This is a genomic window from Photobacterium ganghwense (assembly GCF_003025595.1).
Lineage (GTDB): Bacteria > Pseudomonadota > Gammaproteobacteria > Enterobacterales > Vibrionaceae > Photobacterium > Photobacterium ganghwense.
Genome location: NZ_PYMI01000007.1, coordinates 42,442 through 54,972 on the forward strand (window position 1 = coordinate 42,442; position 12,531 = coordinate 54,972).

General features: G+C 41.1%; 14 protein-coding genes. 3 read left to right on the forward strand and 11 right to left on the reverse strand.

The window, feature by feature from the left end:
- Positions 1-168: 168 nt before the first annotated feature.
- Entirely contained in the window at positions 169-459 is a 291-nt protein-coding gene (locus C9I92_RS20560; protein ID WP_047886778.1) for an ArsR/SmtB family transcription factor, read from the forward strand.
- A gap of 31 nt (positions 460-490) precedes the next feature.
- On the opposite strand, the gene C9I92_RS20565 is transcribed toward C9I92_RS20560, so the two are convergent.
- The 9 genes from C9I92_RS20565 to C9I92_RS20605 all read right to left on the reverse strand — a co-directional run bounded on the left by C9I92_RS20565 (position 491) and on the right by C9I92_RS20605 (position 8,629).
- A complete protein-coding gene (locus tag C9I92_RS20565; RefSeq protein WP_047886777.1) occupies positions 491-1,069 on the reverse strand; it encodes a sigma-70 family RNA polymerase sigma factor in 579 nt (192 codons plus the stop codon).
- A complete protein-coding gene (gene arsB / locus C9I92_RS20570) occupies positions 1,062-2,126 on the reverse strand; it encodes an ACR3 family arsenite efflux transporter (protein ID WP_047886776.1) in 1,065 nt (354 codons plus the stop codon). The genes C9I92_RS20565 and arsB overlap by 8 nt, the downstream gene beginning before the upstream one ends.
- Before the next feature lie 45 nt (positions 2,127-2,171).
- A complete protein-coding gene (locus tag C9I92_RS20575; RefSeq protein ID WP_047886775.1) occupies positions 2,172-2,510 on the reverse strand; it encodes a metalloregulator ArsR/SmtB family transcription factor in 339 nt (112 codons plus the stop codon).
- A 290-nt stretch (positions 2,511-2,800) separates the two neighbouring features.
- Positions 2,801-4,219: a UvrD-helicase domain-containing protein gene (locus C9I92_RS20580; RefSeq protein ID WP_047886774.1), complete on the reverse strand. Its 1,419-nt coding sequence runs from the start codon at positions 4,217-4,219 to the stop codon at positions 2,801-2,803.
- Positions 4,216-5,928, reverse strand: coding sequence for an ATP-dependent nuclease (locus C9I92_RS20585; RefSeq protein ID WP_047886773.1), 1,713 nt, complete (start codon positions 5,926-5,928; stop codon positions 4,216-4,218). Before C9I92_RS20585 ends, C9I92_RS20580 begins: the two co-directional genes overlap by 4 nt.
- A 419-nt stretch (positions 5,929-6,347) precedes the next feature.
- Positions 6,348-6,533, reverse strand: a complete 186-nt coding sequence (locus tag C9I92_RS25610; protein WP_096013086.1) for a hypothetical protein — start codon at positions 6,531-6,533, stop codon at positions 6,348-6,350.
- 1 nt (position 6,534) lies between these two features.
- Positions 6,535-7,134, reverse strand: coding sequence for a DUF6338 family protein (locus tag C9I92_RS20595; RefSeq protein ID WP_031818979.1), 600 nt, complete (start codon positions 7,132-7,134; stop codon positions 6,535-6,537).
- A 128-nt stretch (positions 7,135-7,262) separates the two neighbouring features.
- Positions 7,263-8,210: a caspase family protein gene (locus tag C9I92_RS20600; protein ID WP_031818980.1), complete on the reverse strand. Its 948-nt coding sequence runs from the start codon at positions 8,208-8,210 to the stop codon at positions 7,263-7,265.
- Between the two features lie 8 nt (positions 8,211-8,218).
- Positions 8,219-8,629, reverse strand: a complete 411-nt coding sequence (locus C9I92_RS20605; protein WP_031818981.1) for a TIR domain-containing protein — start codon at positions 8,627-8,629, stop codon at positions 8,219-8,221.
- A 991-nt stretch (positions 8,630-9,620) separates the two neighbouring features.
- Between C9I92_RS20605 and C9I92_RS20610 the strand changes: the two genes are divergently transcribed.
- A complete protein-coding gene (locus C9I92_RS20610) occupies positions 9,621-10,574 on the forward strand; it encodes a type IV toxin-antitoxin system AbiEi family antitoxin (RefSeq protein WP_047886771.1) in 954 nt (317 codons plus the stop codon).
- Positions 10,575-10,878: 304 nt separating this feature from the next.
- Positions 10,879-11,100 (forward strand): hypothetical protein, encoded by a 222-nt coding sequence (locus C9I92_RS25720; protein WP_020977893.1) that lies wholly within the window; start codon positions 10,879-10,881, stop codon positions 11,098-11,100.
- A 133-nt stretch (positions 11,101-11,233) separates the two neighbouring features.
- Here C9I92_RS25720 and C9I92_RS20620 read toward each other — a convergent pair whose 3' ends face one another.
- Positions 11,234-11,887 carry a recombinase family protein gene (locus tag C9I92_RS20620; protein WP_032082393.1) on the reverse strand — a complete coding sequence of 218 codons (654 nt, stop codon included), beginning with the start codon at positions 11,885-11,887 and terminating at the stop codon, positions 11,234-11,236.
- Between the two features lie 38 nt (positions 11,888-11,925).
- Positions 11,926-12,390 (reverse strand): thioredoxin-dependent thiol peroxidase, encoded by a 465-nt coding sequence (bcp, locus tag C9I92_RS20625; protein WP_047886770.1) that lies wholly within the window; start codon positions 12,388-12,390, stop codon positions 11,926-11,928.
- Between the last annotated feature and the right edge of the window lie 141 nt (positions 12,391-12,531).

Below are 12,531 nucleotides of genomic sequence, written 5' to 3' on the forward strand. Positions count from 1 at the left end.
AATTTTAGTTTTTAGGGGAGTTCTAGTCAATACCATATTTCTAAGAATATAGAAATAATAGATGTGTCGTTTTTCACTGTATCGAAGTCAGCCTGATCCTGTTTGTCAGATATTAATGATTCCATTATCATCGAAGTATTTTCGATACGATTATTTAAAGAGACTACAATGGAACTTGAAGCAGTAGCGAAAGCGCTTAAAGAGTTAGGGCATGCCACTCGGTTAAGTATCTACAAGGTTGTGGTTAAAGCGGGTCATCACGGGATAGCGGTGGGAGTCATACAAGAGGCACTTGGCGTTCCAGCGTCTACACTTTCACATCATATATCTAGCTTGGCCTCAGCAGGTTTAATCTCTCAACGTCGTGAGGGACGTACCTTATATTGCGTAGCCGAATATGATTGCTTAGAGGCAGTAATCAACTTCTTACGGCAAGAGTGCTGTAGTGATGAAGAATAGATCGACTTAGCTAGTTCGAATTAATGCGATTTTAGAGGCTATCGCTATCTTTGAAAAAGCAGCAAACGCGCTGTTGTTCGTCGAAACGTATACGACATTGTGTTTGCAAAATACTTTTGAGTTTTTGTCGAGCGCGTTGAATGCGTGATTTTGCAGCCACTAAAGTGAGTCCATTTTTCTCGGCAAACTCGTGTTGAGTAAGACCTTGTAGGTCACACTGTTTGATAATTTCGCTTTCAGACTCAGTCAGTTTTGATAGCGCTTTGGGTAGGCATTGCGCAAGGCTATCGACGGCGGGAAGTTCATGTTCTTCCGATATCGACTCATTATCACTCAACTCCTGAACTTGTTCTTGATTCGCCCTACGTTGCTTATCAATGAGCATATTCCGTGCTACCCGATATAACCATGCTCTTTGGTTTTGAATATCGCAAAACGCTTGCCTCTGCTGTAACGCCTTTAAGAAGGTATCTTGTAGTAAATCAAAGCTCAGATCAGGATCACCCGTTTGCTTAAGCAGCCAGTAGTAGAGTTCGGACTCGGAAAGATGCCATGTCTCTATGAGACATGGCACTGCTGAAGTTTGTTTTAAAACTATGGCTTTAGGCATAATATTTACGTTTCATTCGCAAAGCGACGTTAACCAACGCGATTAAAACAGGCACTTCAACCAACGGCCCAATGACGCCTGCAAACGCTTGATCAGAGTTTAATCCAAATACAGCGATTGATACGGCGATAGCCAGTTCGAAGTTATTGCCCGTTGAAGTAAAGGCGATAGAAGCATTTTGGTCGTAAGGGATCCCCATACGTTTTCCGATGTAGAAGCTCACAAAAAACATCACCATAAAATAGATGATCAGTGGCACTGCAATACGGAGTACATCCATCGGTAACTCAATGATCATTTCACCTTTCAGGCTAAACATCAAAACGATGGTTGCCAAAAGCGCAATCAGGGTGATTGGCGAAATGCGAGGGATGAAGACTTCGTTATACCACTGTTCACCTTTTGCTGAGACCAATAGCTTACGGCTTAGAAAACCCGCTAAGAAAGGGATGCCTAAGTAAATTAAGACACTTTGTGCAATATCCCAGATAGTGATGTCAACAACGAAACTTTCAAGACCAAAGTAAGGGGGCAAAACCGTGATAAACAGCCATGCCATAAAACTGTACGTGACAATTTGAAACGCGCTATTTAAAGCAACTAAGGTTGCTCCGTACTCTTTGTTTCCGCCGCTGATATCATTCCAAACCAACACCATAGCGATGCATCGAGCAAGGCCGATCAGAATGAGTCCCACCATATAGCCAGGTTGATCGCGCAAGAAAATGATAGCCAAGATGAACATCAAAATCGGTCCCACGAGCCAGTTCATCACTAAAGAAAGCGTTATCGCGCGTTTATCACGGGTTACCTCACCTAAAAGGCTATAGTTCACTTTCGCCAATGGCGGGTACATCATTAAGATTAAGCCAATGGCAAGTGGGATATTGGTTGAACCGACAGATAGGCTTTCGTTCCACTGAGCGACTTGAGGAAATAACACGCCAATCCCGACACCAACTGCCATTGCAAGAAAAATCCATACGGTTAAGTATCGATCAAGAAAACTCATTTTTTCAGATGCGCTGGTTTCGGCACAGCTTGAGACATTACTCATATAAACCTCTTTCATTTAAAATTGATAAACCAACGGAATAGAGCATTATTCGTTCACAATATTCGAACATGATTTGCCTTTGATGAACTGCAACTCTGACTCGATAAATGTCAAATTATGCTTAAGGGTGATCTCCAGCACTTGCTTGACCCAAGGAGCTAGCGCGGGGTTGATACGGTAGTAAACCCACTTACCACGTCGCTCATCCAGAACAAGCTCGTGCTTTCGCAATTCGGCAAGATGCCGAGATACTTTGGGTTGACTGAGATTCAGCGCTTCCATGAGATCACAGACACACAACTCTCCTTGTTTCTGCATTAACAGCAGAGACTTAAGCCGAGTTTCTTCAGAAAGTGCTTTGTAAAGAAGGATTGGTTCGAACATGAGAACTATTCAATGCAATAAGATATATGAAATATCATATATCTTATTTTCTATATGTGTCAATTTTTCAATTAAATATGTGTTTCTGAGAGATAAGTTAGATTAGGAAAAGTAAGTCGATATCTATAAGAAATTGACGTCTTAATATTGAGACTAAATTGGAATGGGGCATTTCTGATTTGGAAATGGCAGCATCGCCTATACGATCACTGCCATGTTAGTTTGATACCTTAATGCTCGGCATAGAATGAGCTCTACCACAGGTGACAACATTACATTTTGCGTAACAATTAGCTTATTTGATTATTTCGAGAGAAAACGGTGACAGTTTTTGCTCCACGAGAAAGTGCAACGTAAAGGTGTTTATTGTCCATTCCTCTATCATTAGCATCGAGAATTAAGCAATGATCGGCTTCCAGTCCTTTAAGTAGCAATGTTGAACCAATTGCTCGTTTAGGGATTCGGGTATCACCTTTTTGTCTTATCTGCTCCCTTATAATCATTGCTGACTCTGACATAGTTTTATCCGGTGAACTAACCGACAATGATACTGAGTCCTTCAATGCGCTATATGCGCTTCTACGGTATATCCTAGTACCATTTTTACTCTCAACTTCTTGGAGAGCCGTCAAAATGTCAGAGCGTTCATTACTAATGGCAACGTTAGATAGAGCATGTTCAAAGGTGGTGGGTGGTTGCCTGTTTCTTCCACCAAGAATACTTTGAATACGAGTTAATGTTCGTGTCATTTCAACATTAGTAGCCATTGTACTCGCTGTAATAAGAATACTTTCTACCAGATTTATACCGTTTAAACGATCAAACTCGCTAGCTGCAGTAATAACCTGAGCTAATTGCACTTGCTCAACGACTTGCGTCGTATGGCTACTTTGCGCGTATCTATGTCGAGACCTTTCGTTCATTGAACTACCAATGACTAGGAAAGAATCAGTCTGATTTTGATTGATTATCCTTTGCTGAGCATTCTGCTGATTAATAAGGTCAGTCTGAGCGTTACCTGTTAGTGGATGCCACAGCACGTGGTTCGGGCAGTCGGTAAGGTCTAAGATCCCTCTTCGTAGTAGTGTTTCTCTGGCTTCAAGTATCCATTCACCAAGGTCAGGAGCTCCCGCATTGTTCCAACGCCATGGCGTTCCTAAGGTTCCAAGCAACGGGAACCTTTGCTGCACTTCTTGCTGCCAGTCAGGCATTGGGCCTGCAAAACTGAATATGCATTGCATCGGGTCACCAAAAACCACCGTTGGCAGCACTTGTGAAAGGGAGGCGATGATATTATGTTGGTTGTTGTCACAATCTTGGTATTCATCTACTAGCAGTCTTGAATATGAAGCCTTTATGATTTCGTGAAGTCCCCCTGAATTAAGAGCACTAAGCACCGATCGCCTGAGTTCCGGATAAAACTGTCGAGGATTATCGGGTGATGCGCTGATTGGGCAAGATGTCGGAAAACTGTTAGCTACTCGAAGCGCCCAGCCATCAATAGTTGTCACTACATAATGAGAAGCAGGAACTGATAATCGGCGTAAGCGCTTCTTAAGAGCCGATACACCTGCGGTTGTATGTGTTAGAACCAATATCGGTTTTTTCACCCTAATCGACAAAGCTTCCGTAATCAGGTGTGTCTTACCACAACCTGCAGGCGCAACAATTGAACCTAAATCGCTATCGAGCACAGCTTCAATGTTCATAAATTAATCGCCCAACTAAATAGATTATGTACAGGCGTAGTTAAATCTTCTGTGAAAGAACCGTAATTAGGGCCAATAATATATCTGCCTACATTTTCTGCGGGTTCTATATCTTTAAACCAGCTCTTTTTATTGGCAGCTTTTGCGAGGATTACTCGTTGGTCATCTGTAAATCGGTCAAGGCAATCTTCTAGAGTTACCGACCGATTTGAATACGCTTGAATATGAGCGTTTATTGCGTCGGCTCCCTTCCTTTCAACGGCCATATTCAATAGTTCTGGGATAACGGTCGTGGGACAAGCAGTAAAGATAACATCCTCTGTTGATCTATTATGATCCCATTCAAATACAGAAATACCAGCTGCTATAGCATTTTCTCTGTGCTCTCGATGCTGTTCAGCTTTATCTGAATCCTTAAAAATTGCTGTAGGGTAACCTAGTGACGAAAAAATTTGCGCCCTTGCAAACATGGCATCACCACCGCCGTCCGCACAATGGACGCCTTTGGATGTAATCGTCTGATCGAAATGAAGATCTATTCCTCTTACTATCCCAATTTCCGTTTTTCCTTCACATACGATAACACTTTTGCTGAAGAAGGATTCGGCGCAAGCGCGTAACGTTGCTTGCTGTAGACCTTCTCCGTTTAGACTGTATATCGTATGTTGAATATGTTCAGGGCTGAAAGCTACCTGAGCAGGTGTAGGTCTGCGCATTACGTGGAGTTGTTGAGCCTGCAATTCACGAAGCACATAAGGCGAGTGAGTTGTGATGAATACTTGCTGCGTTGGCTCAACATCTTTAGAGCCTAGCTCGTTGAGTAAACGAGTAATTCGATATGGCTCTAGTCCGTATTCAGCTTCATCAACAATGATTACTTTAGAGTGACTGGCCGCTTTCTGCAGGCCGCTAATTAGAAGTCTGGACGAACCTGTGCCTAATTGTCTAAGAGGAGTATTATCACTGTTGTGAAGACTTATAGCACCATTGGATAAGGAGATTCCATTTACATCTAATAATGCTTTCAGTTCGCCAACGGGAACACCTAAGCCATTGGATATATTCTGGACTTGTTGCAAAACGCCAGCAACCCCTTCAACTTGTTGTTGTGCGAAGGCTTCACGGGTCTGTCTTCCTAACTGCGCAAGAGTGCTTGATACATCCAATGTCTCTTCAGAAAGCTTGTTAAGGATTGAACGGCTGCCCCAAGCAAGGTTCTGGTGCGCAGTTGTGCCTAAGCGAGCAGGAGATAAAAGCTCTCTATGTTTCCATGGTAATCTACGTTCTAATCCATCCGCTTCAGCCCTTTCCGAATACAGTCGCCAATCTGGGTCTAAGTCACAATCTACGGTTAATTTTATGGTTAGAACAGTTTCAGTACCTTGCTGAGGCTCATCAAGGATTTCTTTAGTAGTAGCATTATATCCCCTTAAGAAGAATCCATAGCTTTCGATATTCTTCAGATCATCATGCAGATCACCTAGGGTGATTGTTATCGATAGTGGAGATTGGATATTAAGTTGGTAAAAATCAGCATCGTTGAATGAATAAGAACGTCGAGCACCGAGCGTAAGATCGATAGCATCTAATAGTGTAGATTTACCTGAATCACCGGGACCAATTAGGCAATTTAATCCTGGCTTTGGGTGCCATGATAGTTTTTTGATTGTTCTAAAGTTTTGTATTTCTATATGGCGTATAACTGACATGAATAATTCTCTGCGTATCAAACTAACACCAGTATACGCCTGGCATCTGCTAGAGAATAAGATCACCAGCACTGATTTGACATTTTATGATACTACGCACTTAATGCTGACCTCTGAATAAATGAGGATTGATTGTGGTCCAACGAAAACTAAGTAGTGCAGCAGACACGATTAGTCCATGTCCTCTCTGGTTGAGGGTAGGTGAAGCCCGTGCTAGTTAGGAATGAGGTAACAGATTGTTACCCAAGTTAATTTTATAGCTGCTAGCGCTTCGTCCAGCATGATGTTTGGGGCAAAACTTTGTTAGCTGGGGTCACACTGACAACTCCTTTGACAGAAACATGTTAGCGCGGCTGCTCTAAAATGCTTCTGTCGGATGAAGAAAAGTATGTCGATACCTTGATCGTTTTATATCTTCTTTATTCTGCGCCAGGAGGAGTTGGGGTAGGATTTGTTGGACTGTCACCCGCACCAGTAGGTTGATAACCGGCACCAGGTTCACCGCTTGGCATAGGTACTGGTTGGGAAGGTTGGTAGCCTTTGTGTAGTTCTGAAGGTGATACTTGCGGTTGATAACCATTATTTGAATTTTTTCTTTCTGTCATTTTAAACGTCCCTAAATTCAATATGAGAGATTTCGCTGGTCAAGATAATGACTCCAGCGGTTTGGTTTATAGCTCGCTCAAAAGAACCATCATCTCCAAGTTTCCATGTTTGCTCAAGATATAGTTGCTCTTCAGCAGGAGAGCTGGAAGCGAAGGATTTTGGGCCATAATAACCTGCTATAACAGTGCCGTTATTAAGGATTACTTTCACCCAATAACACCTACCTTTTGCAAAAAAGTAGTCCCATGGCTTCTGAGTTGGATGATGTAAGTTTTTCTTAAATTTTTCAGATTCCCTTAACGCCTTCCATGAGAAAGCTAAAATTACGGGGAACACCAGTAACACGAAAACGTAGAAGAAAATATATAAATTTGGGTGTGCAACTTTGAAACTTTCAGTTCCTGTTCCAGCTTCAACGGTAACTATAAACCAGTACAAAATGGCATAGTTTATACAGCTATATGTGATTGCATCAACTAACTGCTTTGAAGAGTCCTTCAAATGAGAGGGGTAAAGAAGCTCATAAGTTTTCATACTTATAAAGCCGGGAATAACAAACATGATGAAAAGTTGTAATTTATCTATATCCCAAATACTCATTTATTATTCCGCTCAATACAACGTACCGAAAGATCATACCATAACTCATCCATATGCATATAATATCTGTGTTTTCTCAGTTGATGTAGAGAGAAACGGAACACGCGTCCGACAATTATTATGCACTGTTATAGCCGTTTCTCATTTACTAGTCGCCAGTATTGATAGCCGAGAGCTGTCAACCTACAAGACGTAGAATTCAGCGCAGCGTAATACATAAACTCTGCATTAACTGGCACAACCAAGCCTACGCTTTGATACTTCTGTAAGTCTTTAAATATCTTTACATTATCTGGGTCTGCACTTGCCTCAGTGTCTTCATAAGATGGATCTAACTTATGTTCTGAATCTGCTGTTGGAAAGTACTGCGTAATTTTTCGCAATGTTTCAAATGGCACTTTCGGTGGGATAATTCGCAGCGGAGAAAAATTAGTGACATTTGTCTTAAAGATTGGCCTCTGATCCCATGCACCAAGAGCTTCATCAACATATGCATAAAGAGAGCCAGGAGTTATATTACCTCGAATATCTGCCGCTCCCCCTTTCAATGCATCGACTAATAGAGATGTAAAAATGCCCGCACCATTTGCTTCTAGAGCGTATTCGCTATCTCGACTAGCTGTTAATACAGACATACCTTCAGCCAACTGAGCTGTTCCATTACCAGATAGACTTGGAGATGCCATTGCGCCAGAGTGGCAACAATCAAGGATAATGACCTTATTTCTTGCTTTTGACTGGTTTGCTAGCGTTAGGATTTCATCCATCGCTACACCTTCATCATACTTTTTAGCGTCTGTAGTAACTAAATAGCCACCTGTGCTTTTTATGAATCCATGACCCGAAAAATAAAGCAGAGCCATGTCGCAATCGCCACTAAATAGCTGTTCAATAGCTTCACGCAGTACTGATCTAGTAATGTTGGTGGATGGGCATGTAATTTTTCGTACCCCAAAGTTTGGTGAGCCATCTCCATTCGACTCAAGTACTGTTGCCAAAGTATTGGCGTCATTTACACAGCCACCAAGTGGTGAATTAGGGTAATCATTTATTCCAATAATCAGTGCCTTTTTCATGGAAACCTCTATTTATTCTTCCCTTCACCCATTAATTGGTCAATAGCCGCTGCAATCTTATCCCAGTCCCAAGCAATGGTTCTATTACGCTGTAAACCACTTGGTAGATTACTTGTTGTATTTGCACCATCTACGTATACACCAAATACAGGGACGTCTTTCTCCTTGGCCATAGCAATCTCTTTGGAAACACCGGTAGCACTCGCCATTGTTTTACCGCATAGCACAATAAGCATGTTGCACTTACCAATCTTGGTCTTGATCAATGATTCCCATTGGTCCTGAGGTAATGATGACTTGGACGACCAGTCTTCAATTGAGAATGGAGTTTTTGAATTTTTCGATTGGCCTACAAACAAGTGCTTCTGTGTAACGTTGTGATCAAAATCGAAACTTATAAATACTCTTGGGTTTGCCATCTTGTCTTCCTTACGTTGATGCAATTGGGTTTGATACTGTTCTATCGCCCTTAACCTTCTCAGACCTCAGAAAATACAGCTCATGCCTGTAGAGTCTCAAGAGCTCAACTAGATTCATAATCTGTTATTGGGGAAAGTAGGTCAAGAACTGACAAGAGAAAGAAGTCAAGAAATTGGAACTAAACGGTTTGCCATAACAGTATATTTATGACAGATAGGGAATACGGAATGAAATCGATGGGAAATGATCAGCAACAGATATGATCGTTTAGATGCAAAGAAGGGGGAATGAATTGGATAATGGATCCCTGAATTTCTCATTGAGAATTTTACATCTGTAAGTTAGAGATGCCGCTGCCATCTCAATGCCACCTTTTGTTCCTTACGAACTGACTGTGACCAGTGCTGCGCGGACCCACATACAAAGTATGCCTCATATTTTAAGACCAAGGGGCGTATGCTTGGTCTGGGGTAATGATAGATAGTATTGAGTACATGGGCAACCGTTAAAGTCTCTGTCTGAGCTCTTTGGGTTATGAAGAGTTTTAGCCTTCTTTTTCAGCGGTAGTTTATTGCTCAACATAATAAAAATAGGCGTACTGAAAGTTTGAAAGTACGTACTGAAAGTTTGAATTAACCCTTTTTCCAAGTGCTCATAATTTTATAAGTAATTGATTTTAAATGATAAATGTCAATATTGATGGTTCTCAAATAAAGTGGGTTTTGCATGACAAAAAATGACCCAAAAATATAACTAATATATTGATTATTATAATAAAAATATTATTCCTCCTATTGTTGTATTCATACTTTCAAGAAATGCGTAGTGAATGTATGTTTTTAATCCTACTTATTGATTTTAATGAAATTAATTTGGTTAAATTTACTGTTTTTTTCATTTTTCTCGAAAATCTTAAGTTTTTAAGCTATAAAACTCTATGGTTTTATTTTTTTCATGAATCATGAAAAATGTATAAGGCGTGTATTTACGATGATACAACTTCATAACGAACCCAATCTTATTGGCTTACCGTCAGAATTCAACGCTGTCTATACGCTTGGAGAAATGGGTGGTAGGCCGCAGCTTAAAATGACAGTTAATGGTCAGCCGATAACTTTTAATATTTTTTATGCTCATATACATCGTAAAGAAAGTATTAAAAGCTATTTAAAACGACGACCAAAAGCTAACGACATACTTTTCTGTAATCACCTTAGCGATTATCTTAGACAGTTATGCCATGACTCAAACATCAACTATGCCGATGACTCCGGAAACGTAAGAGTAATGACTGGTAACATATGCATATTCATTGGCAATAGACCTCCGATAAAACAAGATAAATCTCACCAGTTTATGACCATCGGTATCATGAAGTGCTTATTTGCCCTTTTCGCTGAAAAGGACCTTATCAATGAGACCTATGCGAATATTGCATCTAAAGCTGACATTTCGGTTGGTATGGTTACAAAGGCAATGAAGTACCTTATTGAAAACAACCATATAGTAAAGAATAAACGCCAAAGAAGGTTTTTACATGAGCCTGAGTTGCGTTATGAATGGTTAAAAAGTTATGGTCACATTTTAGCTCGCTATCACCAGCTAACGACTTATCCTCCGGTTGATAATTGGGAAGATATCTTATTGCAGCCAGGAGATGTTTGGGGTGGAGAAGTGGCTGCAACTCAACTTACAAAATACAACCGCCCTCACGAGATACTATTATTTAGCCGACACCAACCCGCTAAGTACTCTATCGGACATAAAGAATTACCTCCTCTTAAAGTCGTAAAGCCATTTTGGGGTGAGTCTTTAAAGATTGGTAAATCTGCGTTGGCGTTACTTACTATAGCAGAGTTGCTACTATCTAAGGATGCTCGAAATAGAGAAGTGGCTTATCTTATCAATGATAAATACGGAGAGTTCAACACATTACCTTTGTGAACTTTGTTATGTTAGGAAGTTCAAAACTGACTTTCATAAACATAGGAATAGCAAAAATAGAATCATACTGGCAAATTGGTGGATGGGAGGTTTTATGACCGATAAACAACGCAGAGCTATCTTGTACCGTGCCGCTCGTAACCGACGAAACGGTTTGCATCTTAAAAGTGACGATCACCTTGAGCGTAGTGTTAAGGAATCACGGCAGTGGCGAGAATCCATTGAATTGAAATCATCTAGAACCTAAACCAAATAAATTTAAGCACTACTGATTAATCTTACACTATAAGCAGGGATAAAATGCATGACTGACCCATACTTAAACTTATTGCCGACATTAGAAGAATTCGAACTGCCAGATGTTCCTTGGAAAGTTGTTGACCCATCATCGTTACCGAAAGCCACTCTTTCAGCATTCGATTCATTTATGAGCGGAGCTAGCGTTCCTCATCGAGTATTCGTTTATAGTCATGACTACTCGCGTTTTTGCATGCTAGTTCGCCGTGGGGATATAACGTTATCTTAGGGTTCGAGTTAATTCATGCGGTGTCTAGCAGCTTATGTATATACCATCATCGGTTGGGCCGAACCAGCCTGAATCAAAGATGGGCAAAAACGTGTTTAGTGAAAATTAAGGGACGTCAGACAAACTAGGCTTGCTATGAGAACATGTCCACCTGAAACTCAGCTTTCTTGTTATGCAACCCCCTAGCTTCCAACCAAGAGTAAAATCTACTTCTAGAAATCGATACACCACGTTCGTTTAGTTGCTTAAGAATTTCAGCTTTGGTGGCCTTGGTGTCGAGAAGGTTCAATATAAACGCTGTATGCTCATCAAGCCTTGATTTCACCTTCTGTCCCTTTTGACGGCCAGATGATAGCCCTTTGGCCTTACGTTTAGCGTGACCAGCTTTAGCTCGCTCAGAGCGCTTCTTGGCTTCTACAGCGCTGGCAAAAGACTGCCCAATAACTGTAAAAATGATTTCAGCATTATCAACGTTCTCTGAGCTTATGATGGTGTCGTTGTATGCTAAATGTAGCTCACCGTATGAGGCTATTTGACCAATGGCACCGACTAGCTCCATAACTTTATGGCGACCCAACCGAGTGATATCCGATACAATGATACTTTGTTGAGAGGTGATGAGAGAAAATAACTTCCGCTCACTCAACTCTGTCTTGGTGGCAGACACGTGCTCTTCTATCCAATCCGTTATTTGTATGCCACGTTTAGCAGCGTACGCCTTGATAGCTTCTCTTTGTGATTCGCCATCGGCTCTTTGTGAATCAGATACTCGAATGTAGCCAATCATGCCTGTCCCCAAGTTAAGAGTTAATTGCTTGTGGAAGCTTATTTGCTGTTTAGGTAGTCTAATACGACTTCATGGTGATCTTTGGTCTTGAACTTGTTAAATACATGCTCAAGGTTACCAGACTCATCAATCAGGAAGCTTGTTCGTACTACCCCCATATTTTCGCGGCCCATAAATTTCTTGAGTTGCCAAACATTGTACTTTTCACAAACAGTGTGCTCTTCATCGGCTAGCAAAGTGAAGTTAAGCTCTTGCTTGTTGATAAAGTTAGTTAATTTTTGCGGTGTGTCTGGGCTGACACCAAGAACAACTACATTGTGGGCATCTAACTCAGCTTTAGTATCTCGTAACCCTTTAGCCTGAACTGTGCAGCCGGGTGTTGAAGCGCGTGGGTAGAAATAGAGCAGTACCTTTTTCCCCTGAAAATCAGATAGCGTCACTGGGTTATTGTCTTGGTCATTTAGGGTAAAATCTGGTGCGATTTGTCCAGCTTCGATTGCCATTGGTTTTGTCCTTACTTTCTCAATTAATGGTATGTAGCGTAGCGTTATTCGCTACGTCCTTTTTAGTGCATTTTTATTACGTTAGAGTGTACGTTTTTATCGTTAATTTAGTGTCCTGTCTAGTGATTACACTAAACAGGA

Coding starts and splice junctions, on each gene's coding strand:
- C9I92_RS20560 (WP_047886778.1), top strand. CDS start 169: ATGGAACTTGAAGCAGTAGCGAAAGCGCTTAAAGAGTTAGGGCATGCC.
- C9I92_RS20565 (WP_047886777.1), bottom strand. CDS start 1,069: ATGCCTAAAGCCATAGTTTTAAAACAAACTTCAGCAGTGCCATGTCTC.
- arsB (WP_047886776.1), bottom strand. CDS start 2,126: ATGAGTAATGTCTCAAGCTGTGCCGAAACCAGCGCATCTGAAAAAATG.
- C9I92_RS20575 (WP_047886775.1), bottom strand. CDS start 2,510: ATGTTCGAACCAATCCTTCTTTACAAAGCACTTTCTGAAGAAACTCGG.
- C9I92_RS20580 (WP_047886774.1), bottom strand. CDS start 4,219: ATGAACATTGAAGCTGTGCTCGATAGCGATTTAGGTTCAATTGTTGCG.
- C9I92_RS20585 (WP_047886773.1), bottom strand. CDS start 5,928: ATGTCAGTTATACGCCATATAGAAATACAAAACTTTAGAACAATCAAA.
- C9I92_RS25610 (WP_096013086.1), bottom strand. CDS start 6,533: ATGACAGAAAGAAAAAATTCAAATAATGGTTATCAACCGCAAGTATCA.
- C9I92_RS20595 (WP_031818979.1), bottom strand. CDS start 7,134: ATGAGTATTTGGGATATAGATAAATTACAACTTTTCATCATGTTTGTT.
- C9I92_RS20600 (WP_031818980.1), bottom strand. CDS start 8,210: ATGAAAAAGGCACTGATTATTGGAATAAATGATTACCCTAATTCACCA.
- C9I92_RS20605 (WP_031818981.1), bottom strand. CDS start 8,629: ATGGCAAACCCAAGAGTATTTATAAGTTTCGATTTTGATCACAACGTT.
- C9I92_RS20610 (WP_047886771.1), top strand. CDS start 9,621: ATGATACAACTTCATAACGAACCCAATCTTATTGGCTTACCGTCAGAA.
- C9I92_RS25720 (WP_020977893.1), top strand. CDS start 10,879: ATGACTGACCCATACTTAAACTTATTGCCGACATTAGAAGAATTCGAA.
- C9I92_RS20620 (WP_032082393.1), bottom strand. CDS start 11,887: ATGATTGGCTACATTCGAGTATCTGATTCACAAAGAGCCGATGGCGAA.
- bcp (WP_047886770.1), bottom strand. CDS start 12,390: ATGGCAATCGAAGCTGGACAAATCGCACCAGATTTTACCCTAAATGAC.